The organism is Rhodopseudomonas sp. (genome assembly GCF_036404135.1).
In the GTDB taxonomy this organism is placed as follows: Bacteria; Pseudomonadota; Alphaproteobacteria; order Rhizobiales; family Xanthobacteraceae; genus Rhodopseudomonas_A.
Genome location: NZ_DASWPE010000018.1, coordinates 19,050 through 43,565 on the forward strand (window position 1 = coordinate 19,050; position 24,516 = coordinate 43,565).

Consider the following 24,516-nt stretch of genomic DNA (forward strand, 5'->3'; position numbering starts at 1 on the left):
TTCAAGCTGCTCCCGCCGAAGCCGTGGAACCGAAATATACGTCGCCCGCGGCGATCGGGATCTGTCGGCCGTCAGGCGTCCTGACAATCAGGCAGCCGGTGTCGTCGATGCTGTCGAATAGGCCTTCTATGATGCCGGCGCCAGAGCGGATCGACACAGTCTCGCCGAGACCCGCGGCGTGCTGCAGCCATTGCCGGCGAATTTCAGCAAATCCCCGGCCGAGGTCCCAGATCGCGCGATAGTTCGCCCAATGGTCGGACAGCGCCGCGAACAGCTGCTCGGCGGTCGCATCCAGGCCGAGCGCGCGCAGCGAGGTGGCGGGATAAGGCGTGTCGTCTGGGAACGCGACCACATTGGCGCCGATGCCGACCACGATGGCGAGCCGGCCGTCGCCGATGGCTTCAGCCTCGAGCAGGATGCCGGATAGCTTGTGCGAGCCGGCCAGCACGTCGTTCGGCCATTTCAGCCGGTAGTTGCTCGCGAGCGGCAATGCCGGCCCCGTCACCGTCCGCAGCGCCGCTTGCAGTGCCAATCCGGCGGCAAAGCCGAGCGTCGCGGCAACGCCCGGCGCCACATCCATCACCTCGAGGACGCTGCAGGCGAGATTGCCGCGCGCCGCGATCCACGGCCGCTGCCGCCGGCCGCGCCCCGCGGTCTGTTCGGTGGTGGCAAGCCAGATCGGCCCCGTCTCGCCCTGGCGGGCGCGCGCTATCGCCTCGGCATTGGTCGAGCCGATGCTGTCGAAGATTTCGACACGGTAGCCTGCCGAGACGGCCTGTGCGCCGAGTGCCAATGTCATCTAGAACAGCGACTTCGCCGCGACGCTGGCGGCGCTGATCAGCGGCGCCGGATAGACGAAATACAGCATGTTGAACAGGCCGGCGACCGCGAGCACCGCGCGCAGTTCGAAGCGCACCGGATCGACCGCGGGCTTCGGCTCGTCGAAATACATCACCTTGACGATCTTGAGATAATAGACGGCACCCACGACGCTGGTGACAAGGCCAATCACCGCCAGCCCGTACAGACCAGCCTTTGCGGCGGCCAGGAAGACGTAGAATTTGGCGAAGAACCCAGCCAAGGGCGGAACCCCGGCCAGCGAGAACAGCAGCATCGCGAAGAAGAACGCCAGCTGCGGATTGGTGCGGGACAATCCGGAGAAATCGCTGATCTGCTCCACCGCAAAGCCGTTGCGCTTCATCGCCAGGATCACCGCGAAGGCGCCCAGCGTCATCGCCACATAGATCGAGATGTAGACGATCACGCCCTGCGCGCCTTCGACCGTGCCGGCGGCAAGCCCGACCAGCGCGAAGCCGATGTGGCCGATCGCCGAATAGGCCATCAGCCGCTTGATGTTGGTCTGGCCGATCGCGGCGAACGAGCCCAGCGCCATCGAGGCGATCGCCACGAACACCACGATCTGCTGCCACTGCCCGAGCACGCCGGGAAACGCGGTCAGCACTACGCGGGTGAACACCGCGAGCCCCGCAACCTTCGGCGCCGAGGCGAAGAACGCGGTGACCGGGGTCGGCGCGCCTTCGTAGACGTCGGGCGTCCACATGTGGAACGGCACCGCGGAAACCTTGAAGCACATCCCGGCCAGCAGGAACACCAGACCGAACACCAGGCCGATATTGCCGTCCTTGGCTGCCGCGGCGATGCCGGCGAAATTCACCGTGCCGGTGAAGCCGTAGATCAGCGAGGCGCCGTACAGCAGCAGGCCCGACGACAGCGCACCCAGCACGAAATATTTCAGCCCGGCCTCGTTGGATTTGGCGTCGTCGCGGTTGATCGCCGCCACCACGTAAAGCGCCAGACTCATCAGTTCGAGGCCGAGATAGATCATGATCAGATCGCCGGCCGAGATCAGCACCATCATGCCGGCCGAGGCCAGCACCACCAGGATGGCGTATTCGAAGATCTTGCTCGCCGGATCGGCGAGGAATTGCCGCGACAGGATCAGCGTCGCGGTGGAGCCGATCAGCGCCAGCACCTTGAGATAGCGGGCGTAGTCGTCGACGATGAAGCTGCCGCCGAAGGTCACCAGCCGCCCCGCAGGCAGCGCCAATTCGGCCGCCCCCGTCGCCACCAACAAGCAGATCGCCAGGCCAGTGACGATGCCTGTGGTCTTCGGCCCGCCATAGGCGCCGATCATCAACAGCACCATGCCGCCGACCGTGAGCAACAGCTCCGGCAGCACGGGAAGCAATTGGTAGCCGGCCGCATCAAAAGTCATGGTGTCGCTTCCTGAGCTTTCGCAATCATGGCACCAGCGCGGCTGCCTTCACGGCAGAGGCTGCGGCGGCGTAAGTGGTGACGAGTTGCTGCACCGAGGCGGCCGACATGTCGAGCACCGGCTTCGGGTAGATTCCGAACAGCAGCGTGAGCACGACCAGCGGCACCAGCGTCAGGCTCTCGCGCCAGGTGAGATCCTTGATCGTGGCCAGCGACGGCTTGACCAGCGCGCCGAAAATCACCTTGCGGTACAGCCACAACGCGTAGGCCGCCGACAGGATGACGCCGAGGGTGGCGACGGTGGCGGTCGGGATGTTGACCTTGAAGGTGCCGAGCAGCGTCAGGAATTCGCCGACGAAGCCGGAGGTGCCGGGCAACCCGACATTGGCCATGGTGAACACCATGAACACCACGGCATAGAGCGGCATCCGGTTGACGAGCCCGCCATAGGCGGCAATCTCGCGGGTGTGCAGCCGGTCGTAGACCACGCCGACGCAGAGGAACAGCGCGCCGGAGACGATGCCGTGCGACACCATCTGGAACACGCCGCCGGCGACGCCCTGCGTGGTGCCGGCGAAGATGCCCATGGTGACGAAGCCCATATGCGCCACCGAGGAGTAAGCGATCAGCTTCTTGATGTCCTCCTGCATCAGCGCCACCAGCGAGGTGTAGACGATGGCGATCACCGACAGCGCGAAGATCAGCGGCGCAAAATCATGCGAGGCGTCGGGGAACATCGGCAGCGAGAACCGCAGGAAGCCGTAGCCGCCCATCTTCAGCATGATCGCCGCCAGCACCACGGAGCCCGCGGTCGGCGCCTCGACGTGGGCGTCGGGCAGCCAGGTGTGCACCGGCCACATCGGCATCTTCACCGCGAAAGAAGCAAAGAACGCCAGCCAGGCCCAGGTCTGCAGGCCGCGCGGCACCGCGGTGTGCATCAGCGTCGGGATGTCGGTGGTGCCGGCGTTGAGATACAGCGCGATGATCGCCAGCAGCATCAAGACCGAGCCGAGCAGCGTGTAGAGGAAGAACTTGAAGCTGGCATAGACCCGCCGCGGGCCGCCCCACACCCCGATGATCAGGAACATCGGGATCAGGCCGCCTTCGAAGAACAGATAGAACAGCACCAGATCGAGCGCCGCGAAGGTGCCGATCATCAGCGTTTCCAGGATCAGGAACGCCATCATGTATTCGCCGACCCGGCGGGTGATCGATTTCCAGCTGGCGAGGATGCAGAACGGCATCAAGGCCGTGGTCAGGATCACGAACGGCAGCGAAATGCCGTCGACGCCCATGTGATAGCCGATGCCGCTGGCGAGCCAGGGCGCCTTTTCGACGAACTGGAAGTCCGACACGCTGGAATCGAACCGCGCCACCAGGATCAGCGACACCGCGAAGGTGATCAGCGTGGTCCACAGCGCGATCCAGCGCGCGTTGCGCTGCGCGGCCGCGTCGGAGCCGCGGATCACCAACAACAATAGCGCGCCGACCAGCGGCAGGAAGGTGACGACGGAGAGAATCGGCCAGGTCATGATGGAAGCCGCCATTACCGGCCCCCCCCGCCGAGCATGAACCAGGTGATCAGCCCGGCGACGCCGACCAGCATCGCGAAGGCGTAGTGGTAGAGATAGCCGGTCTGCAACCGCACCGCGCCGCGGGTGATGTCGAGCACCCTCGCCGACACGCCGTCCGGGCCGAGCCCGTCGATGATGGCGCCATCGCCGGCCTTCCACAAAAAGCGGCCGATCCGCTTCGCCGGCCGCACGAAGATCAGGTCGTACAATTCGTCGAAGTACCATTTGTTGAGCAGGAATTGGTAGAGCATCTGGTGCTGGCTGGCGAGCTCGACCGGCAGATACGGCTTGCGGATGTAGAACAGCCACGACACCACGAAGCCCGCCGCCATCATCGCGGTCGGCAGGTAGGCCACCGCCACCGGGATGTGGTGCATGGCATCGATAATGTGCGGGTTCATCCGCAGCGACTCGCGGAAGAATTCCTCGACGCCGTGGCCGGCGAACACTTCCTTGAACGGGAAGCCGGCGAGAATCGAGCCGGCGGCCAGCACCAGCAGCGGGATCAGCATCCAATACGGACTTTCATGGGCAGCGTCGTAATGCTTCTGGTCGTGCGGCGTGCCGTGAAAGGTCTTGAAGATCAGCCGCCAGGAATAGAACGAGGTCAGGCCGGCGGCGATCACCGTCATCAGGAAGCCGTAGAATGCCATGCGGTGGTCCGAGGCGAACGCCGCCTCGATGACGGCGTCCTTGGAGAAATAGCCGGCGGTGAGCGGAAAGCCGGTCAAAGCCAGCGTGCCGATCACCATCACGATGTAGGTGAACGGGATCTTGTCCTTCAGTCCGCCCATCTTTCGGATGTCCTGCTCGTGATGCATCGCGTGGATCACCGAGCCCGAGCCCAAGAACAACAGCGCCTTGAAGAAGGCGTGGGTGAACAGATGGAACATGCCGACCGAATAGGCTCCCGTCCCCATCGCCACGAACATGTAGCCGAGCTGCGAACAGGTCGAATAGGCGACGATGCGCTTGATGTCGTTCTGCACGAGGCCAATGGTGGCGGCGAAGAACGCGGTGGTGGCGCCGAAGAAAAGCACCACGTTCTGCGCGTCGGGCGCGAGCTCGAACAAGGGCGACAGCCGCGCCACCATGAACACCCCCGCGGTCACCATGGTGGCGGCGTGGATCAGCGCCGACACCGGGGTCGGGCCTTCCATCGCGTCGGGCAGCCAGGTGTGCAGCAGGAATTGGGCGGATTTGCCCATCGCGCCCATGAACAGGAACAGGCAGGTCAGCGTCAGCGCGTCGGCGTGCCAGCCGAAGAAGTTAATTGTCTTTCCCGTCAGCCCCGGAGCTGCCGCGAAGATGGTCTCGAAATCGATCGAGCCGACCAGCATGAAGATCGCGAAAATGCCGAGCAGGAAGCCGAAGTCGCCGACCCGGTTGACCACAAAGGCCTTGATCGCGGCGGCATTGGCCTCGGGCTTCTGGTACCAGAACCCGATCAGCAGATAGCTGGCGAGGCCGACGCCTTCCCAGCCGAAGAACATCTGCACCAGATTGTCGGCGGTCACCAGCATCAGCATGGCGAAGGTGAACAGCGACAGATAGGCGAAGAACCGCGGCCGATGCGGGTCCTCGTTCATGTAGCCGATCGAATACAAGTGAACCAGCGACGAGACGGTGTTGACCACCACCAGCATCACCGCCGTCAGCGTATCGACCCGCAGCGACCACGCCACCTGCAGGTCGCCGGAATTGATCCAGGGCAACAGCGGAATCCGGGCGTCGTGGTGCAGGAAGCCAACATCGACCAGCGCCAGCCAGGACAGCCCGGCCGAGACCAGCAGCAGGGCGGTGGTGATCAGTTCGGCGGCGCGCGAGCCCGCCGCCGGCGCCTCCACCACGTGATCGTGGCCGTGGTCGTCATGCGCGGCGTGAATCACCGCGGCGCCGCCGGCCAGCGCGGCATGGCCGGTCGGCGCGGCATGGCCATGCGCGGCGTCGTGCTCGACGGTGTCGCCGCTCGGGTTTCTGGCATGGGCGCCGAACAGCGCGATCGCGGCTGCGAGCAGCGCGCCGAGCAGCGGCAGGAATACGATGGCCTGGATCATCAGCCGCTCAGCCCTTCATCAGGTTGATGTCTTTAACCGCGATCGAGCCGCGATTGCGGAAATACACCACCAGCACCGCCAGTCCGATCGCCGCTTCCGCGGCGGCGACCGTCAGCACCAACAGCGCGAACACCTGGCCGACGATGTCGTGCAGGAACGCCGAGAACGCCACCAGGTTGATATTGACCGCGAGCAGCATCAGCTCGATCGACATCAGGATGACGATGACGTTCTTGCGGTTGAGGAAGATGCCGAGCGTGCCGATCGTAAACAGGATCGCTGCGACCGACAGAAAATGTCCGATACCGACCGTGATCATTGCACCCACTCCGCGGCGTCAGCGTCCTGCAGCCCCTGCCCCGACGCCACCTTGCGCACGTCCATCGCGGTCGCCGGGTTGCGGGCGTTCTGCGCGGCGATGTTCTGCCGCTTGACGCTGACCCGGTGCCGCATCGTCAGCACGATCGCGCCGATCATCGCCACCAGCAGGATCAGCCCCGAGATCTGGAAATAATGGATGTAGCGGGTGTACAGCACCATGCCGAGCGCCTCGGTGTTGCCGAGATTGTCCGGGATCGGCGCGGTGATGGTCTTGGTCAGCGTCGGGCCGATCACCCAGCCGCCCGCCAGCAGCAACAGCTCGGCGAGGAAGATCACCCCGACCAGCAGCCCGAACGGCAGATATTCGAAGAAGCCTTCGCGCAGCTGCTTGAAGTCGATGTCCAGCATCATGATGACGAACAGGAACAGCACCGCGACGGCGCCGACATAGACGATGATCAGGATCATCGCCAGGAATTCGGCGCCCATCAGCATGAACAGGCCTGCGGCGTTGACGAACACCAGGATCAGGAACAGCACCGCGTGCACCGGGTTGCGCGACACGATCACCATGGTCGCGGCCGCCACGCAGACGCCGGAATACAGATAGAAGAACAGATCTGGCAGGGTCATGCGCTCATCTCATCGGTATGGCGCATCGAGTTCGATGCTCTTCGCGATTTCGCGTTCCCAGCGGTCGCCATTGGCGAGCAATTTCGCCTTGTCATAATACAGCTCCTCGCGGGTCTCGGTGGCGAATTCGAAATTCGGCCCCTCGACGATGGCGTCGACCGGACAGGCCTCCTGGCACAGCCCGCAATAGATGCATTTCACCATGTCGATGTCGTAGCGCACGGTGCGCCTGGTGCCGTCGTTGCGGCGCGGCCCGGCCTCGATGGTGATGGCCTGCGCCGGGCACACCGCCTCGCACAATTTGCAGGCGATGCAGCGTTCCTCGCCGTTGGGATAACGGCGCAGCGCGTGTTCGCCGCGGAACCGCGGCGAGATCGGGTTCTTCTCGAACGGATAATTGATCGTCGGCTTCGGCTTGAAGAAGTAGCGCATGGCGAGAAAGAACGCCGAAACGAACTCCGTCAAAAGCAGCGAGCGTGCGGCAGCGGTAACCCTCATGACGACCTCATTTCGGCGCGAGCCCCGCAAATTGCAGCACGCCTGCGACGATCACCACCATCACCAGCGAGAGCGGTAGGAACACCTTCCAGCCCAGCCGCATCAGCTGGTCGTAGCGGTAGCGCGGCACGATCGCCTTCGCCATCGCGAACAGGAAGAACATGAAGAAGCCCTTGAGCATGAACCAGATGATGCCCGGCACAAAGGTGAACGGCGCATAGGGCACCGGCGGCAGCCAGCCCCCTAAGAACAGGATCGCCCCCATCGCGCACATCGTGGTGATGGCGACGTATTCGCCGAGCATGAACAAAAGATACGGCGTCGAGGCGTATTCGACCATGAAGCCCGCGACCAGTTCGGACTCCGCCTCCACCAGGTCGAACGGCGGCCGGTTGGTTTCCGCCAGCGCCGAGACGTAGAAGATCACGAACACCGGGAACAAGGGCAGCCAGTACCAGCCGAGCAGCCCCCATTTGGTGTTCTGCGCCTCCACCACCGCGGTCAGGTTGAGCGAGCCGACGCAGAGCAGCACGGCGATGATCACGAAGCCGATCGAGACCTCGTAGGACACCATCTGCGCCGCCGAGCGCAGCGCCGCCAGGAACGGGTATTTCGAGTTCGACGACCAGCCGGCCATGATGATGCCGTAGACCGACAGCGACGACACCGCGAGGATGTAGAGCACGCCGACATTGATGTCGGCGATCACCCAGCCGGCATTGACCGGGATCACCGCCCAGGCCGCCAGCGCCAAGACGCAGGACACCAGCGGCGCCAGCAGGAACACGCCCTTGTTGGCGCCGGAGGGAATCATCGGCTCCTTGAACACGAACTTCAGAAGGTCGGCGAAGGATTGCAGCAAGCCCCACGGCCCGACCACGTTGGGGCCGCGGCGGATCTGCACCGCCGCCCAGATCTTGCGGTCGGCCAACAGGATGTAGGCGATGGTGATCAGCAGCAGGATCAGCAGCAACAGGCTCTGCCCGATCACCACCAACAGCGGCCACAGATAACTGGTCCAGAATTCGGCCATCAGTCGCTCACTCCGCCGCGGTCAGGATCTGGCCCGAGGCCACACGCGAACATTCCGCCATCACCGCGGACGCGCGGGCGATCGGATTGGTCAGGTAGTAATCGCCGATCGGCGAGCTCAGTGGCGCCTTGTCAACCGTGCCGCCGCGGCGGGCGAGCGCGGTGACGGCGGCCGGATCGCCCGCGGCGATCTGATCGACCCGCAACAGATGCGGCACCTTTGCGGTCAGCGCCTTGCGCAGCCCGCTCAATGAATCATAGGGCAGCGTGGCGCCGAGCGCGTCGGACAGCGCGCGGATGATCGCCCAGTCCTCGCGCGCCTCGCCGGGCGGAAACGCCGCGCGGGCGGCGATCTGCACCCGACCCTCGGTGTTGACGTAGATGCCGGACTTTTCGGTATAGGCGGCGCCCGGCAGGATGACGTCGGCGCGATGCGCGCCGCGGTCGCCATGGGTGCCGATATAGACCACGAAGGCGTCAGCCGGCAGCTTGATCGCGTCGGCGCCGAGCGAAAACACCAGGTCGAGCGCGCCCTCGCTGGCCATCTGTGCGGCGGTCAAGCCGCCCTTCCCCGGCGCAAAGCCGATGTCGAGCGCGCCGACGCTGGAGGCGGCCGCATGCAACACCGCAAAGCCGTTCCAGCCGTCCTTGATCGCGCCGATGTCGGAGGCGAGCTTGGCGGCCTGCGCCAGCAGCGCGGCGCCGTCAGCGCGCGAGGTAACGCCCGCTCCCACCAGCACGATCGGATTCTTGGCGCCCTTCAGCACCTCGGCGAACGACTGCTTGCCGGCGGCAAGATCGTTCAGCGTGTCGATGCCGGCGCCGAGATAGTCGTAATTGTAGGTCAGCTCGGCATGATCGCCGATCACCGCGATCTTCAACTGGCCGGTGCGCCAGCGCTTGCGGATCCGGGCGTTCAGCACCGCGGCTTCCTTGCGCGGATTAGAGCCGATGATCAGCAGCGCGTCGGCCTGCTCGATGCCGGCGATGCTCGGATTGAAGATGTAGGAGGCGCGACCCAGGCCCGGATCGAACGCGCCGGTGGCCTCGGTGGCGAGATTGACCGAGCCAAGCCTCGTCATCAGGTCCTGCAGCGCGAACAACTCCTCGACCGCGGCGAGGTCGCCGGCGATAGCGCCGATCCGCTTCGGCTTGGCGTCCTTCAGCTTGGCGGCGATCGCGGCGAAGGCTTCCGACCAGCTCGCGGCGCGCAGCTTGCCGTTGTCGCGCACATAAGGCCGGTCGAGCCGCTGGGTGCGCAGCCCGTCGACGATGTGGCGGGTCTTGTCGGAGATCCACTCCTCGTTCACCGCCTCGTTGACCCGCGGCAGGATCCGCATCACCTCGCGGCCCCTGGTATCGACCCGGATCGCCGAGCCGACCGCATCCATCACGTCGATCGACTGGGTCTTGCCGAGCTCCCAGGGCCGCGCCGCGAAGGCATAGGGCTTCGAGGTCAGGGCGCCGACCGGACAGATGTCGACCAGATTGCCCTGCAGCTCCGAGGTCAGCGCGCTTTCCAGATAGGTGGTGATCTCCATGTCCTCGCCGCGGCCGATCGCGCCCATCTCCGGCAGGCCGCAGATTTCCGAGGCGAAGCGCACGCAGCGGGTGCACTGGATGCAGCGGTTCATCGAGGTCTTGACCAAGACGCCGAGATATTTGTCCTCGACCGCGCGCTTGTTTTCGGCAAACCGGCTGGTGTCGGCGCCGTAGCCCATCGCCTGGTCCTGCAGGTCGCACTCGCCGCCCTGGTCGCAGATCGGACAATCCAACGGATGGTTGATCAGCAGGAATTCCATCACGCCTTCGCGGGCCTTCTTCACCATCGGCGAGCGGGTGGAGATTTCCGGCGGTTCGCCCTTGGGACCCGGCCGGCAGTCGCGCACGCCCCAGGCGCAGCTTGCCACCGGCTTCGGCGTGCCCTTCACCTCGACCAGACACATCCGGCAATTGCCGGCGATCGACAGCCGCTCGTGATAGCAGAACCGCGGAATCTCCGCGCCGGCGGCCTCGCAGGCCTGCATCAGCGTGTACTCCGGCGGAACCTCGATTTCCTTGCCGTCGACGATGAGTTTGATCATTGCCTGTCTGTTTCTGCTCAGTGGACGTCAGCGATTTCGAGACGCCGCTCGATGCGATCAACCCGGCCCTCGATGCGATCGAGCCTCCGATTGACTCCGGCGAGCCCCTCCTCGACCGAGGTGACCCGCACTTTCAGATCCTGCAAATCTTCTGCCATGCGCTCGGTGCGCTGATCGATCTTGCGCAGCAGGGACAGAACGAGATTATCCGGTTCGGTTGCCATTAATCCATCCTACTCCGCCGCGGCCATGTGCGCGGGATCGAGGATGCCCTGGTCGTCGAGCGTGGCGCGGCGCGAGAAGTCGTCGATGCGGCGCTCGATCTCCGGCCGGAACGAACGGATCAGCCCCTGTATCGGCCACGACGCGGCGTCGCCGAGCGCGCAGATGGTGTGACCCTCGACCTGCTTGGTGACTTCGAGCAGCATGTCGATCTCGCGCTTGTGGGCGCGGCCTTCGACCATGCGGTTCAGCACCCGCCACATCCAGCCGGTGCCCTCGCGGCACGGCGTGCACTGGCCGCAGCTCTCGTGCTTGAAGAAGTAGCTGATGCGCGCAATCGCGGCGACCACGTCGGTCGACTTGTCCATCACGATCACCCCGGCGGTGCCGAGGCTCGACTTCACCGCGCGGGTGCCGTCGAAATCCATGATCAGCTCGCCGCAATCGGCGGCCGGAATCAGCGGGCACGAGGCGCCGCCGGGAATGATCGCCAACAGATTGTCCCAGCCGCCGCGAATCCCGCCGCCGTGCTTTTCGATCAGTTCGCGGAACGGAATGCTCATCGCCTCTTCGACGACGCAGGGCGTATTGACGTGACCGGAGATGCCGAACAGCTTGGTGCCGACATTGTTCGGCCGGCCGATCGAGGAAAACCAGGCGGCGCCGCGGCGCAGAATGTCCGGCGACACCGCGATCGACTCGACGTTGTTGACCGTGGTCGGGCAGCCATAGAGCCCGACATTGGCCGGGAACGGCGGCTTCAGCCGCGGCTGGCCCTTCTTGCCTTCAAGGCTTTCCAGCAGTGCTGTTTCCTCGCCGCAGATATAGGCGCCGGCGCCGTGCGTGACATAGAGCTCGAACGGCCAGCCGTGGATGTTGTCCGGACCGATCAGCTTGGCCTCATAGGCCTGATCGACCGCGGCCTGCAGCCGCTCGCGCTCGCGGATGAATTCGCCGCGCACATAGACGTAGCAGACCTTGGCGCCCATCGCGAAGCTGGCGAGCAGGCAGCCTTCGACCAACAGATGCGGGTCGTGCCGCATGATCTCGCGGTCCTTGCAGGTGCCAGGCTCGGACTCGTCGGCGTTGACCACAAGGTAGCTCGGCCGGCCGTCGGTGGATTCCTTCGGCATGAACGACCACTTCATCCCGGTCGGGAAGCCGGCACCGCCGCGCCCGCGCAGCCCGGAGGTCTTCATCTCGTTGATGATCCAGTCGCGGCCCTTTTCGATGATCGCCTTGGTGCCGTCCCAACTGCCGCGGCGGCGCGCGCCGGCGAGGCCCCAGTCGCCCTGGCCGTAGAGATTGCGGAAGATGCGGTCCTTGTCGTCGAGCATGGCTTGGCGCGTCCCCGATCAACGATTGGATTGCATGTAGGCGAGCCCCGCGGCGCAGCCGCCGAAGGTCAACGCCCACACCAGGCTGGATTCAAGCGTCGCGCTGAGCGCGTAATGCTGCAGCAGGAAAATGAACACCGCAGCGGTCACCGCGTGCAGCACTATATAGCGCAGATGGCGCATCGGCCCAACTCTCCTGGACAATCCGGAACCGCCGCGGTCGGTCATCATCGCTCCTTCCGGGTGGCGTCGTCGGCCGGCGGCTTCGGCAACGGACGTTCCTGAACATTCGCCGCGGCGCCCGGCCTCTTGGCGTCGGAGTCGGTCAGCACCGGATGCGGCACCGCACCATGATCGGGATCGTTATCCGGCGCGCCCACCGATTTCAGCACCCGCGGCCCGCCTTCCGGCGCCGCGAACTGCCGGCCGTTCTGCGGACCCGGGGTCGGGAAATGACCGCTGGCAAAGCCGTCGAGCACCTTGCCGAAGCTGTCCCGCGTCAGATCCTCATAGGTGTCCTTGCTGATCATCACCATCGGCGCATTGACGCAGGAGCCGAGGCATTCGACCTCTTCCCAGCTGAAATGACCGTCCGCCGACAGATGGAACGGCTCGTGGTGAATCCGGTTCTTGCAGACCTTGATGATGTCCTCGGCGCCGCGCAGCCGGCACGGCGTGGTGCCGCAGACCTGGACGTGGGCCTTGTTGCCGACTGGCTGCAGCTGAAACATGGTGTAGAAGGTCGCGATCTCCAGCGCGCGGATATGCGGCATCTGCAACAGATCGGCGACGGCGCGGATCGCGGCTTCGGTGATCCAGCCGCCGAGCTGCTCGTGCGCCCGCCACATGATCGCGATCACCGCGGAGGCCTGCCGGCCCGGCGGATATTTCGCGATCTGCTGCTTGGCCCAGGCGAGATTCTCCTCGGTGAAGGCGAAGCTCTCGGGCTGCAGTTCCTTGGGTGCCAGGCGACGGACGGCCATTATCTTCGGTCTCTCATTGAACACGCCGTGCGGCGTCGGCATTCAGGCTATTGATGCGCTCATCCCAGAACCGGCTGGCGGTGCCGAACACGTTGTATCCGACATTCGACGCGACCTTGATGCGGTCGAGGATGGCAAAACTCTCGATGGTTTCGAACCGCCCGCTGGCGGGATCGTAGACGTAGAGCTTCAAAGCGGTCTGCGTCAGGATAAAGCGCGACACCGTATGATTGCTGTCGCTGCCGTGTTCCTCGCACAGGATCATGACGTCGCCCTGCAGCAACCTTTGACCGCCCCTGATGGCTTCGATCTCGACGCCCTCGACGTCGAGCTTGACGATGGATTTGCCGCCGGCGGGCAATTGGCCCTGTTCGAGCAGGCTGTCGAGCGACACCACCTGCACCTGTTCGCCACCGGCAGAGGCGTCGCCCGCGATACTGAAGGCCTCGTGCTTGGTGCCGGACAGCCACGCGGTTCCGGACGCCTCGCCGATCGCGCAATTCAGGATCGCGAAACGGTCGCCGTTGAGCCGGGCGTTGCCGGCGAGCTTGGCGAAATTCTCCGACGACGGCTCGATCGCGATCACCCGGTGCGCGCCGAACGGCGCGCTAGAGGCCAGCACCGACCAGTAGCCGTAATTGGCGCCGCAATCGACCATCACGTAGTCGATATCGACGCAGCCGCGAAACAACAGCTCGATCTCGTTCTCGTAGTGGAACGAGCGATCCAACAGCTTGCTCCAGTAGCCGTCGCCATAGGGAAACGCGAAGATTGCATCGGCATTGAGCCGGATCGCGATGTCGCGCGGCGGCAGCGCCTTGCGCAAGAGATTGGCGCAGCGATTGTAACCGCGATACGAGAACGTCGAGGACACTTTGGTACCGGCCAGCAGCGCAAACGCGGCCACCCGCTCCCAGGCATTGGCGCCTTCGAGAACTCCGGTTGCGCGATCGAACTGGATGGGCGGCTGTGCGATCACCGATCGACCTCGCCGAACACGATGTCGAGCGAGCCCAGGATCGCCGAGACGTCGGCCAGCAGGTGGCCGCGGCAGATGAAATCCATCGCCTGCAGATGCGCGAAGCCCGGCGCGCGGACCTTGCATTTGTAAGGCTTGTTGGTGCCGTCGGACACCAGGAACACGCCGAATTCGCCCTTCGGCGCCTCGACCGCGACATAGACCTCGCCGGCGGGGACGCGAAAGCCTTCGGTGTACAGCTTGAAGTGATGGATCAGCGATTCCATCGAACGCTTCATCTCGCCGCGGCGCGGCGGGAAAATCTTGTTGTCCTGCACCGCGACCGGGCCGCCGCCGTCCGGCGCGCGCAGCTTGGCGATGCACTGCTGCATGATCCGCACCGACTGCCGCATCTCCTCCATGCGGATGCAGTAACGGTCGTAGCAGTCGCCGTTCTTGCCGATCGGAATGTCGAATTCCATCTCGGAATAGCACTCATAGGGCTGCGCCTTGCGCAGATCCCAGGCGGCGCCGGAGCCGCGCACCATGACGCCGGAGAACCCCCACTCCCAGGCCTGCGCCAGCGTCACCACGCCGATGTCGACGTTGCGCTGTTTGAAGATCCGGTTGCCGGTGAGCAAGCGGTCGAGATCGTCGATCACCTGCGGAAACGCGGTGCACCAGGCCGCGATGTCATCGACGAGCTTCGGCGGCAGGTCCTGATGCACGCCGCCGACGCGAAAATACGCCGCGTGCATCCGGCTGCCGGAGGCGCGCTCGTAGAACATCATCAGCTTTTCGCGTTCCTCGAAGCCCCACAATGGCGGGGTCAGCGCGCCGACATCCATCGCCTGCGTGGTGACGTTGAGCAGATGCGACAGGATGCGGCCGATCTCGCAATACAGCACCCGGATCAGCTGGGCGCGGCGCGGCACCGCGATGCCCAAAAGCTTCTCGGCGGCGAGGCAGAAGGCGTGCTCCTGGTTCATCGGCGCGACGTAGTCGAGCCGGTCGAAATACGGGATCGCCTGCAGATAGGTCTTGGCCTCGATCAGCTTCTCGGTGCCGCGATGCAACAGCCCGATATGCGGATCGACCCGCTCGACGATCTCGCCGTCGAGCTCCAGCACCAGCCGCAACACGCCATGCGCCGCCGGATGCTGCGGTCCGAAATTGATGGTGAAGTTGCGAAGCTCGCCTTCAGGCATCAGCTACCCGCCTTGTCTGTGGCCTTCTCGTCTCCCGGCAGCGGATAGTCCGCGCCTTCCCAGGGCGAGAGGAAATCGAATTTGCGGAATTCCTGGTTGAGCCGCACCGGCTCGTAGACCACCCGCTTCTCGTCGTCGTCGTAGCGCACCTCGACGAAGCCGGAGAGCGGAAAGTCCTTGCGCAGCGGGTGGCCGTCGAAGCCGTAGTCGGTGAGGATCCGCCGCATGTCGGGATGGCCGGTGAAGATCACGCCGTAGAGATCGTAGGCCTCGCGCTCGAACCAGTCGACGCCGGGAAACACATCGATCAGCGACGGCACCTGGGTGGTCTCGCTGGCTTCGGCGCGTAGCCGGATCCGGGTGTTCAGCGCCGGCGACAGCAGATGCCAGACCACGTCGAAGCGGTTGGCACGGCCGGGATAGTCGACCGCGGTGACGTCGATCGGGCTGATGAAGCGGCAACGCGGATCGTCGCGCAGAAACCGCACCACCTCGACGATCCGGGTGGCATCGACGGTCAGCGTCAACTCGCCGAACGCGATCGAAGCCTCGCTCACCGCCGGCAGCGCCGCCTTGATGGTTTCGCCGAGCTCCGCGAGGTCTGTCACTTCTGGCTCTCCAAGTCGCTCAAACGGCGTTCGAGAAATCCGAGCCGCTCCTCAAACTCGCCGGTGACAATCTTGCTGAGCAAACTGTCCGCGCTCAACGCATGACGAAAGGTCACCAGAGTGTCATCCATTCTTTCCAACCGCTTTTCGATCACGCCAAATTTAGCATCTATCGATGCGAACCCTGCCGACATCTCCGCGCGCATCTCGCGCAGCAGAGGGAGGATCATATCGACAGGTTCGGCCATGGTCAGGACCTCAGCGTTCGATGGTTCCGGTACGCCGGATCTTCTTCTGCAGCAGCATCACACCGTAGAGCAGCGCTTCCGCGGTGGGAGGACAACCCGGCACGTAGATATCGATCGGCACGATGCGGTCGCAGCCCCGCACCACGGCATAGGAGTAGTGGTAATAACCGCCGCCATTGGCGCAGGATCCCATCGAGATCACGTAGCGCGGCTCCGGCATCTGGTCGTAGACTTTGCGCAGCGCTGGCGCCATCTTGTTGGTCAGCGTGCCGGCGACGATCATCACGTCGGACTGCCGCGGCGAGGCGCGCGGGGCGAAGCCGAAGCGCTCGGCGTCATAGCGCGGCATCGACATCTGCATCATCTCGACGGCGCAGCAGGCCAGGCCGAAGGTCATCCACATCAGCGAGCCGGTGCGTGCCCAGGTGATCAAATCGTCGGTCGCGGCGACGAAGAAGCCCTTGTCGGCGAGTTCGTTGTTGACCTCGACAAAAAACCGATCGTCGGCGCCGATCGGCCGGCCGGTGCGCGGATCAAGAATGCCGGTCGCGGCGGGAGCGACCAAGGGCTGCGCCGCGCGCGGCCCGACATTCGCGGCATTCGGGCTCAATCCCATTCCAGCGCGCCCTTCTTCCACTCGTAGGCAAATCCGACGGTCAGCACCCCGAGAAACACCATCATCGACCAGAAGCCGGTGGCGCCGAGTTTCCCGAACGCCACCGCCCAGGGAAACAGAAATGCAACTTCGAGATCGAATATGATGAACAGGATCGCCACCAGGTAGAACCTGACGTCGAATTTCATTCGGGCATCCCCGAAAGCGTTGAATCCGCATTCATAGGCGGAGAGCTTTTCGGGGTCCGGTTGTTGGTAGGCGACCACAAAAGGCGCCACCAGCATCGCCAGGCTCAACCCCGCAGCGACCATGATAAAGATCACAATTGGAAGATAATTCGGCAAAATGCCGCTCATCGGCCGTCCCTGTTCCCGCGGCGTGCGCTGCCGCGGATTCGTTGCGTTTTAGAATTGCTCTGGCTTAGCGCAGCGCAATAGGGGTGGCAAGACGCGCTCTTACCAGGCTGGTCGTGGGCCGCCGGGCGGCGGCTGGCGGGAACTTGCAACAATGCGGGTTCATCGGCAAGTCATACAGTGAATCTCAAACGCCTCCGCGTTTCGCTCGCAATTCATCGGCAGGTTGCGGCCCCTTGCGAGCGCGAGGCGCGGCGAATCGCGGGCTGATGCGCGGACCTTCCCCGCGTGGGCCGCACCTGCGAGCCCCTGTATGCGCCGCGGCTCGTGTGCTGCGGCAGCAACGCCGGAGGCTGAGATGGGAGGCGGCGTCGCGGCGCGCAAGGCGTCGGGTGCGGCCCGACGCGCAGCGCGCCGGCGCGACCGCAGCTGCCGCTGGCCGTCGCATCAATAATCTTGCGCCGAACCGCCGTGGCGCGCAGCTTTTCAGCGGCCGAAGCCGCGCAGCCGCATCGCATGCAAGCGACCGCGAGGCAGCGACTTCAGGCAACAGCGAAGGAGATTTGGGATCGCGCGGGGATCGAAGGCCATTGAAATCAATGGCGCGAGAGACGGGGCTCGAACCCGCGACCTCCGGCGTGACAGGCCGGCGCTCTAACCAACTGAGCTACTCCCGCGTGATGTGCATCGCGCAGGTGGTGGGACTTAAAGGGCGGACCGATGCAAGTCAAGGCTGTCGCGAAAGCCTTTTTTGTCGGCGGGTTTTTGCGAGGGCAATGCAAATAATGGGCTATTTACGGGCCAAACAACGTAGGCAGAACGCACCCGAATCGTTTAAGGCCTGATACGTCTTAGTTTCCTAAGCCGACGACAACCTGGAGGGCCAAAAATGGCGAAGAAAGCAGCGACCGCGAAAGCCGCGACACCGACCACCGTGACGCTCAAGCATCTGGCGGCCGCCTTGGCCGAAGAGCATGAATTGTCGAAGAAGCAGACCGAAACCATCCTCGGCGACCTGGTTGGCCGCATCACCAAGCACCTGAAGAAGGGCGAACGGATCCGAATCGTCGGTCTCGGCATCCTGCAGGTTCGCAAGCGCGCCGCCCGGATGGGCCGCAATCCCGCCACCGGCGAGGCGATCCAGATCAAGGCCAGCAAGAAGGTCGCGTTCCGCGCCGCCAAGGAACTGAAGGAAGCGGTCTGAGTTCGACCGTTTGACTGGGCGTCATTCCGGGCCGCGGCGCGCGGCCGCGCCGGAATGGCCCTGTGACAATACGAGGTGACGGTGTCGTCCCGAATCAACTTTACCCACACCGTCACCGAGCGATTTCTGCGCTACGTCGCGATCGATACCCAGTCGGACCCGAATTCGGCGAGTTGCCCCTCGACCGAAAAGCAAAAGCATCTCGGCGCGCTGCTGGTCCAGGAGCTGCGCGACATCGGCCTCGCCGATGCCGAACTCGACGTCCACGGCTATGTCTATGCGACGATTCCTGCGACCACCGACAAGCGCGTGCCGGTGGTGTGTTTCTGCTCGCATATGGACACCTCGCCGGATTGCTCGGGCGCCGGCGTCAAACCGCAGATCGTCAGCAATTATCAGGGCGGCGACATCGCCCTGCCCGGCGATCCCGCCCAGGTGATTCGCGCCGCCGAGCATCCGGCGCTGGCCGATCAAATCGGCCACGACATCATCACCACCGACGGCACCACGCTGCTCGGCGCCGACAACAAGGCCGGCATCGCCGAAATCATGGATGCGGCGGCGTTTCTGGTCGGCCATCCGCAGATCGAACACGGCACCATCAAGATCCTGTTCACCCCGGACGAGGAAATCGGCCGCGGCGTCGACAAGGTCGACCTGCAAAAACTCGGCGCCGAATTCGCCTACACCATCGACGGCGAGACCGCCGGACACCTGGAGGACGAGACGTTCTCCGCGGATTCCGCGCTGATCACCATCGCGGGCGTCAGCGCCCATCCCGGCTTCGCCAAGGGCAAGATGGAGCACGCCATCAAGATCGCCGCGGCGATCGTCGAGCGGCTGCCCAAGGGCACCTGCTCGCCGGAGACCACCGAGGGTCGCGACGGCTTCCTGCATCCGATCGGGATCAGCGGCGCGCTCGAACAGGCGACGCTGGCCTTGATCGTGCGCGATTTCACCGAGGCCGGCCTGCAGGACAAGGCAGCGCTGCTGCAGCGCATCGTCGGTGAGGTGATGCGGGATTATCCACGCTCGACCGTGAAGCTCGACATCAAGCCGCAATACCGCAACATGAAGCAGGTGATCGATCGCCATCCGCAGATCGTCGATTTTGCGCTCGAGGCGATCCGGCGCGCCGGTCTTGAGCCGGTGCGCAGCAGCATTCGCGGCGGCACCGACGGCTCGCGGCTGTCCTTCATGGGGCTGCCCTGCCCCAATATCTTCGCCGGCGAACACGCCTTCCATTCCCGGCTGGAGTGGGTCAGCCGGCAGGACATGGAAAAAGCCGCCGAGACCATCGTGCATCTGGCGATGATCTGGGCCGAGCGGGCCTGAAGCGCCGCCTACTTCGCAGCCCCGGTTACTTCGCCGGATCGGCGGCGTGAGGCGCCGGCTTCGCCGCCGGCTTGGCCACGGTCTTCCCAGCCGTCTTGGCCGCCGTCTTCGGCGCGCCGTCATTGCGCACCGTGCCCCAGGGATCGGACGACGCGCTGCCGTCGGGAACGTTGCTGAGCGACCTCTGGTAGGCCCGCTCGGCGCGCTTGTCGGCCTCGATCTGAGCCGGGGTTTTGTCCGGGTCGGGTTCGCCGTATTTTTGCATCGCGTCTTGCGCGGCAGCGGGGCCGACCAGCAAGGCGATCATCGCGATGGCGCAGACAACTCTCATGCAGAAGCTCCAGGCTGAACGCCCTTGCTTATCATCCCCGCCGCCTTCTCGCCAATGGCAGGCCGAGGACGCGCCGCGGGCGCCTTGCGCGCAGCACCGCCGCCGCGCTAGATGAGGGCTCCGGGCGGTTAGCTCAGCTGGTTAGAGCATCTCGTTTACACCGAGAGGGTCGGCGGTTCGAATCCGTCACCGCCTACCAGCCGGGCCACAAGCCTGGCCGGCCAGGCTCGCCGAACAGCTTGCCGTCTCGCAACCCCATCACAGTCCCTGCACGCCGCCGTCCGCCGCATAAAAAAGCGGCGCCCCGAAGGACGCCGCTGAGGTCGTGTACGGAGCCTCGGGAGGCTCAGTGAGCGGTCAGACCGCCCGCCGCCTCGTCGGCGGCGTCGGGCTTGGCCGGCAGCGGGCTCGGCTCTTCCCAGACGATCGGCACCGGCTTGCGCACCAGCGCGTTGGAGATCACGTCGTCCATCCGGGCCACCGGGATGATGTCCATGCCGCCCTTGATGGCGTCGGAGATCTCGGTGAGGTCCTTGGCGTTGTCCTCGGGGATCAGCACCGTCTTGATGCCGCCGCGAGCCGCCGCCAACAACTTCTCCTTCAGGCCGCCGATCGGCAGGATCCTGCCGCGCAGCGTGATCTCGCCGGTCATCGCGACGTCGTGCCGGATCGGAATGCCGGTCAGCACCGAGACGATGGTGGTCGCCATCGCCACGCCGGCGGACGGACCGTCCTTCGGCGTCGCGCCCTCCGGCACGTGGACGTGAATGTCGCGCCGTTCGAACAGCGGCGGCTCGATCCCGAAGGTGATCGCGCGGGAGCGGACGTAGGACGCCGCCGCCGAGATCGATTCCTTCATCACGTCGCGCAGGTTGCCGGTCACCGTCATGCGGCCCTTGCCGGGCATCATCACGCCTTCGATGGTCAGCAGCTCGCCGCCCACGTCGGTCCACGCCAATCCGGTGACCACCCCGACCTGATCGTCGCTTTCGATCTCGCCGTAGCGGTACTTCGGAATGCCGAGGAAGTCTTCCAGCGACTTCTCGGTGACCTTGACCACCTTCTTCTTCGACAGCATCAGCTCCTTGACCGCCTTGCGGGCGAGCGTCGACAGCTCGCGCTCAAGGTTTCGCACGCCGGCTTCGCGGGTGTAGCGCCGGATCATCAGGAGAAGCGCGTCGTCGTCGATCGACCATTCCTTGGAGTTCAGGCCGTGCTTGGTCAAAGCGTTCGGGATCAGATGCTTGCGCGCGATCTCGACCTTTTCGTTCTCGGTGTAGCCGGCGATCCGGATGATCTCCATACGGTCCATCAGCGGCCCCGGGATATTCAGGGTGTTCGCCGTGGTGATGAACATCACGTTGGACAGATCGTAGTCCACCTCGAGATAGTGGTCGGCGAAGGTGCCGTTCTGTTCGGGGTCGAGCACCTCGAGCAGCGCCGAGGACGGATCGCCGCGGAAATCGGCGCCCATCTTGTCGATCTCGTCCAACAGGAACAGCGGGTTCGAGGTCTTGGCCTTGCGCATCGACTGGATGATCTTGCCGGGCATCGAACCGATATAGGTGCGCCGATGGCCGCGGATCTCGGCTTCATCGCGCACGCCGCCGAGCGAGACGCGGACGAATTCACGCCCTGTCGCCTTGGCGATCGACTTGCCGAGCGAGGTCTTGCCGACGCCGGGAGGCCCGACCAGGCACAGGATCGGTCCGGTCAGCTTGTTGGCGCGGCTCTGCACGGCGAGATATTCGACGATGCGGTCCTTGACCTTCTCCAGCCCGTAATGGTCGTTGTCCAGCGTCGCCTGCGCGGCAGCGAGGTCCTTCTTGACCTTGGACTTCTTGTTCCACGGGATCGACAGCAGCCAGTCGAGGTAGTTGCGCACCACGGTGGCTTCCGCCGACATCGGCGACATCTGCCGCAGCTTCTTCAGCTCGTGCTGCGCCTTGTCGCGGGCTTCCTTGGAGAGCTTGGTCTTGACGATCTTCTCTTCCAGATCGGCCAGTTCGTCGCGACCTTCGTCGTCGCCGAGTTCCTTCTGGATCGCCTTCATCTGCTCGTTCAGGTAGTACTCGCGCTGGGTCTTCTCCATCTGCCGCTTGACCCGGCTGCGGATTCGCTTCTCGACCTGCAGCACCGAGATCTCGCTCTCCATCAGCCCCAGCACCTTCTCCAGGCGCGAGGTCACGGACAGCGTCTCGAGGATGCCCTGGCGATCGGCGATCTTCACGGCCAGATGCGAGGCGACGGTGTCGCCGAGCTTGGCGAAGTCGGTGATCGCCTGCACCACCCCGACCACTTCGGCGGAGATCTTCTTGTTGAGTTTGACGTAGCTCTCGAAGTCCGAGACCACCGAGCGCGACAACGCCTCGGCCTCGACGCTGTCGGCGTCGGTGTCGGCGAGCGCCACCGCGGTGGCTTCGTAATATTCGGCGCGGTCGGTGTATTTCTCGACCTTGGCGCGCTCCAGGCCCTCGACCAGCACCTTGACGGTGCCGTCGGGCAATTTCAGGAGCTGCAGCACGCTGGCCAGCGTGCCGATCTCATAGATCGAATCCGGCGCAGGATCATCGTCCGACGCGTTCTTCTGCGTCGCCAGCATGATCAGCGCGTCGTTCTTCATGACTTCTTCGAGTGCACGGATCGATTTTTCGCGGCCGACGAACAGCGGCACGATCATGTGCGGGAAGACCACGATATCGCGAAGCGGCAGCACCGGATAGGAGTGGCTTTCGCCGTGAACGATCGATGGCCGGGGTTTGGTAGCGGTCATGGCCCATTCCTTTTGTTGCGCCCCCTTGCACGCGACCCGCTTTCGGCGCGGCCGCCACAAGGTGCAGAGGTGGTCCGACTCGTTCGGCCGATGGGCTCCACTTGTCCGGATCAGATGACGGCGAATCCAAGTCAGTTCGTCATCGCCGCTGCATTAGGTGGCTATCGACCCACAAGGTGTCAAGCCGCTGCAAAACACTGGTGCGCAAGGGTTGAACGCGTGACGCGCGCAGGGCGAACACCGCGCCGGAGCGCGGTATTCGCGAGAGTTGAAGGGCAGCAATCGCGCTGCAATTGATCAGGCGCTGGCGCTGCTTTCGGCGGTCCGATCGGAGCGGTCGGCGTAGATGTAGAGCGGCCGTGCCGTGCCCTCGACGACTTCGCGCGAGATCACCACCTCTTCGACGCCTTCAAGACCCGGAAGATCGAACATGGTCTCGAGCAGGATGCTCTCGAGGATGGAGCGCAAGCCTCGCGCGCCGGTCTTGCGCTCGATCGCCTTGCGGGCGACCGCGCCAAGCGCCTCGTCGGCGAAGGTCAGCTCGATGTTCTCCATCTCGAACAGCCGCTGGTACTGCTTGACCAGCGCGTTCTTCGGATCGGTCAGGATCTTCTTCAGCGAGGTCTCGTCGAGGTCCTCGAGCGTCGCCACCACCGGCAGACGGCCGACGAATTCCGGGATCAAGCCATACTTCAACAGATCCTCGGGTTCGACGTGGCGGAAGATCTCGCCGGTGCGGCGATCTTCCGGCGCCAGCACCTGGGCCGCGAAGCCGATCGAGGTCGAGCGTCCGCGCGCCGAGATGATCTTCTCCAGCCCGGAGAACGCGCCGCCGCAGATGAACAGGATGTTGGTGGTGTCGACCTGCAGAAACTCCTGCTGCGGGTGCTTGCGGCCGCCCTGCGGCGGCACCGACGCCACTGTGCCTTCCATGATCTTCAGCAAGGCCTGCTGCACGCCCTCGCCGGAGACGTCGCGGGTGATCGAGGGATTGTCGGACTTGCGCGAGATCTTGTCGATTTCGTCGATATAGACGATGCCGCGCTGCGCCCGCTCGACATTGTAATCGGCCGACTGCAACAGCTTCAGGATGATGTTTTCGACGTCCTCGCCGACATAGCCGGCTTCGGTCAGCGTCGTGGCGTCCGCCATGGTGAACGGCACGTCGAGGATGCGCGCCAGCGTCTGCGCCAGCAGCGTCTTGCCGGACCCGGTCGGGCCGATCAGCAGGATGTTGGACTTCGCCAGCTCGACGTCGTTGTGCTTGGTCTGGTGGTTGAGGCGCTTGTAGTGGTTATGCACCGCGACCGAGAGAACCTTCTTGGCATGGCTCTGGCCGATCACATAATCGTCGAGAACCTTGCAGATTTCCTTCGGGGTCGGAATTCCGTCGCGAGATTTCACCAGCGAGGATTTGTTCTCCTCGCGGATGATGTCCATGCACAGCTCAACGCATTCGTCGCAGATGAATACGGTGGGTCCCGCAATCAGCTTGCGGACTTCGTGCTGGCTCTTTCCACAGAACGAGCAATACAGCGTGTTCTTGGAGTCGCTCGTGCCGACCTTACTCATTTAAATCTCCGTCCGCCGTTCGATCTCATCTGCCGATCGCTCCCCCGAAATTCCGGGATCAATAAAAATAGAGCAAAATCCGTACCAGAAAAGACCCCCGCGCTCAGCTGCCGCACGAATTGCGGCCATTTCGAATCCCCCAACCACTTCAGTCGATCCGGTTAAGCCAATCATGCTGTCATCCGACTATCAAGAATTCGCTAATCGGAGGACGGCGCAACCGCGTAACCATAGCGTGATTTGGGGCGGTCATGCGACCCTCATTGAGGGAAAACAGAGCAGAGTTGCGCGATTGCCACTTTCGGCTAGCACGAAAACGGAACATTCGCGCAAC

Annotated in this window: 24 protein-coding genes and 2 tRNA genes; 3 read left to right on the plus strand and 23 right to left on the minus strand. The window is 64.3% G+C overall.

All coding sequences use genetic code 11. The features are described 5' to 3' along the window. Nucleotide 1 precedes the first annotated feature (1 nt). The 20 genes from VGC77_RS02110 to VGC77_RS02205 all read right to left on the minus strand — a co-directional run bounded on the left by VGC77_RS02110 (nt 2) and on the right by VGC77_RS02205 (nt 17,644). A complete protein-coding gene (locus VGC77_RS02110; RefSeq protein ID WP_331169907.1) occupies nt 2-799 on the minus strand; it encodes a biotin--[acetyl-CoA-carboxylase] ligase in 798 nt (265 codons plus the stop codon). Then, nucleotides 800-2,236: an NADH-quinone oxidoreductase subunit NuoN gene (gene nuoN / locus VGC77_RS02115; RefSeq protein WP_331169908.1), complete on the minus strand. Its 1,437-nt coding sequence runs from the start codon at nt 2,234-2,236 to the stop codon at nt 800-802. 25 nt (nt 2,237-2,261) lie between these two features. Next, nucleotides 2,262-3,770 carry an NADH-quinone oxidoreductase subunit M gene (locus tag VGC77_RS02120; RefSeq protein ID WP_331169932.1) on the minus strand — a complete coding sequence of 503 codons (1,509 nt, stop codon included), beginning with the start codon at nt 3,768-3,770 and terminating at the stop codon, nt 2,262-2,264. An 11-nt stretch (nt 3,771-3,781) separates the two neighbouring features. Further along, complete coding sequence (gene nuoL / locus VGC77_RS02125) at nt 3,782-5,866, minus strand: NADH-quinone oxidoreductase subunit L (RefSeq protein WP_331169909.1); 2,085 nt, start codon at nt 5,864-5,866, stop codon at nt 3,782-3,784. Nucleotides 5,867-5,873: 7 nt separating this feature from the next. Beyond that, nucleotides 5,874-6,182 (minus strand): NADH-quinone oxidoreductase subunit NuoK, encoded by a 309-nt coding sequence (nuoK, locus tag VGC77_RS02130; protein ID WP_331169933.1) that lies wholly within the window; start codon nt 6,180-6,182, stop codon nt 5,874-5,876. After that, nucleotides 6,182-6,820, minus strand: a complete 639-nt coding sequence (locus tag VGC77_RS02135; RefSeq protein ID WP_331169910.1) for an NADH-quinone oxidoreductase subunit J — start codon at nt 6,818-6,820, stop codon at nt 6,182-6,184. The genes nuoK and VGC77_RS02135 overlap by 1 nt, the downstream gene beginning before the upstream one ends. Before the next feature lie 9 nt (nt 6,821-6,829). Continuing rightward, the gene (gene nuoI, locus VGC77_RS02140) at nt 6,830-7,318 is read right to left on the minus strand and encodes an NADH-quinone oxidoreductase subunit NuoI (protein ID WP_011472861.1); all 489 of its coding nucleotides are present in this window, start codon (nt 7,316-7,318) and stop codon (nt 6,830-6,832) included. A gap of 7 nt (nt 7,319-7,325) precedes the next feature. Further along, a complete protein-coding gene (gene nuoH / locus VGC77_RS02145) occupies nt 7,326-8,351 on the minus strand; it encodes an NADH-quinone oxidoreductase subunit NuoH (RefSeq protein WP_331169911.1) in 1,026 nt (341 codons plus the stop codon). 7 nt (nt 8,352-8,358) lie between these two features. After that, nucleotides 8,359-10,434, minus strand: a complete 2,076-nt coding sequence (gene nuoG / locus VGC77_RS02150) for an NADH-quinone oxidoreductase subunit NuoG (RefSeq protein ID WP_331169912.1) — start codon at nt 10,432-10,434, stop codon at nt 8,359-8,361. 17 nt (nt 10,435-10,451) lie between these two features. Next, nucleotides 10,452-10,658 carry a hypothetical protein gene (locus VGC77_RS02155; protein ID WP_331169913.1) on the minus strand — a complete coding sequence of 69 codons (207 nt, stop codon included), beginning with the start codon at nt 10,656-10,658 and terminating at the stop codon, nt 10,452-10,454. Nucleotides 10,659-10,667: 9 nt separating this feature from the next. After that, nucleotides 10,668-11,993, minus strand: a complete 1,326-nt coding sequence (nuoF, locus tag VGC77_RS02160; protein WP_331169914.1) for an NADH-quinone oxidoreductase subunit NuoF — start codon at nt 11,991-11,993, stop codon at nt 10,668-10,670. A gap of 18 nt (nt 11,994-12,011) precedes the next feature. Next, nucleotides 12,012-12,221, minus strand: coding sequence for a hypothetical protein (locus VGC77_RS02165; protein WP_331169935.1), 210 nt, complete (start codon nt 12,219-12,221; stop codon nt 12,012-12,014). Further along, nucleotides 12,221-12,976 (minus strand): NADH-quinone oxidoreductase subunit NuoE, encoded by a 756-nt coding sequence (gene nuoE, locus VGC77_RS02170; protein WP_331169915.1) that lies wholly within the window; start codon nt 12,974-12,976, stop codon nt 12,221-12,223. Before nuoE ends, VGC77_RS02165 begins: the two co-directional genes overlap by 1 nt. 13 nt (nt 12,977-12,989) lie before the next feature. Further along, nucleotides 12,990-13,952 (minus strand): FkbM family methyltransferase, encoded by a 963-nt coding sequence (locus VGC77_RS02175; protein ID WP_414709596.1) that lies wholly within the window; start codon nt 13,950-13,952, stop codon nt 12,990-12,992. Further along, entirely contained in the window at nt 13,952-15,142 is a 1,191-nt protein-coding gene (locus VGC77_RS02180; protein WP_331169917.1) for an NADH-quinone oxidoreductase subunit D, read from the minus strand. The genes VGC77_RS02175 and VGC77_RS02180 overlap by 1 nt, the downstream gene beginning before the upstream one ends. Further along, the gene (locus tag VGC77_RS02185; protein ID WP_331169918.1) at nt 15,142-15,750 is read right to left on the minus strand and encodes an NADH-quinone oxidoreductase subunit C; all 609 of its coding nucleotides are present in this window, start codon (nt 15,748-15,750) and stop codon (nt 15,142-15,144) included. The genes VGC77_RS02180 and VGC77_RS02185 overlap by 1 nt, the downstream gene beginning before the upstream one ends. Continuing rightward, nucleotides 15,747-15,998 carry a hypothetical protein gene (locus tag VGC77_RS02190; protein ID WP_331169919.1) on the minus strand — a complete coding sequence of 84 codons (252 nt, stop codon included), beginning with the start codon at nt 15,996-15,998 and terminating at the stop codon, nt 15,747-15,749. The genes VGC77_RS02185 and VGC77_RS02190 overlap by 4 nt, the downstream gene beginning before the upstream one ends. 10 nt (nt 15,999-16,008) lie before the next feature. Continuing rightward, entirely contained in the window at nt 16,009-16,614 is a 606-nt protein-coding gene (locus VGC77_RS02195) for an NADH-quinone oxidoreductase subunit B (RefSeq protein WP_331169920.1), read from the minus strand. Further along, entirely contained in the window at nt 16,605-16,970 is a 366-nt protein-coding gene (locus VGC77_RS02200) for an NADH-quinone oxidoreductase subunit A (RefSeq protein WP_331169921.1), read from the minus strand. Before VGC77_RS02200 ends, VGC77_RS02195 begins: the two co-directional genes overlap by 10 nt. 597 nt (nt 16,971-17,567) lie before the next feature. Beyond that, nucleotides 17,568-17,644, minus strand: a tRNA-Asp gene (locus VGC77_RS02205). A gap of 167 nt (nt 17,645-17,811) precedes the next feature. Between VGC77_RS02205 and VGC77_RS02210 the strand changes: the two genes are divergently transcribed. Continuing rightward, the gene (locus VGC77_RS02210; RefSeq protein ID WP_331169934.1) at nt 17,812-18,171 is read left to right on the plus strand and encodes an HU family DNA-binding protein; all 360 of its coding nucleotides are present in this window, start codon (nt 17,812-17,814) and stop codon (nt 18,169-18,171) included. Nucleotides 18,172-18,252: 81 nt separating this feature from the next. Then, complete coding sequence (pepT, locus tag VGC77_RS02215; protein WP_331169922.1) at nt 18,253-19,506, plus strand: peptidase T; 1,254 nt, start codon at nt 18,253-18,255, stop codon at nt 19,504-19,506. 25 nt (nt 19,507-19,531) lie between these two features. Here pepT and VGC77_RS02220 read toward each other — a convergent pair whose 3' ends face one another. Then, on the minus strand, nt 19,532-19,837 hold the full coding sequence (locus VGC77_RS02220) for a hypothetical protein (protein ID WP_331169923.1): 306 nt from the start codon (nt 19,835-19,837) through the stop codon (nt 19,532-19,534). Nucleotides 19,838-19,959: 122 nt separating this feature from the next. On the opposite strand from VGC77_RS02220, the gene VGC77_RS02225 reads away from it, so the two are divergent. Continuing rightward, nucleotides 19,960-20,036 (plus strand) — tRNA-Val (locus VGC77_RS02225). A gap of 147 nt (nt 20,037-20,183) precedes the next feature. Here VGC77_RS02225 and lon read toward each other — a convergent pair. Together lon and clpX are read right to left on the minus strand one after the other, a co-directional pair. Then, nucleotides 20,184-22,610 (minus strand): endopeptidase La, encoded by a 2,427-nt coding sequence (lon, locus tag VGC77_RS02230; protein WP_331169924.1) that lies wholly within the window; start codon nt 22,608-22,610, stop codon nt 20,184-20,186. A gap of 297 nt (nt 22,611-22,907) precedes the next feature. Further along, nucleotides 22,908-24,182 carry an ATP-dependent Clp protease ATP-binding subunit ClpX gene (gene clpX, locus VGC77_RS02235; protein ID WP_331169925.1) on the minus strand — a complete coding sequence of 425 codons (1,275 nt, stop codon included), beginning with the start codon at nt 24,180-24,182 and terminating at the stop codon, nt 22,908-22,910. Nucleotides 24,183-24,516: the final 334 nt, after the last annotated feature.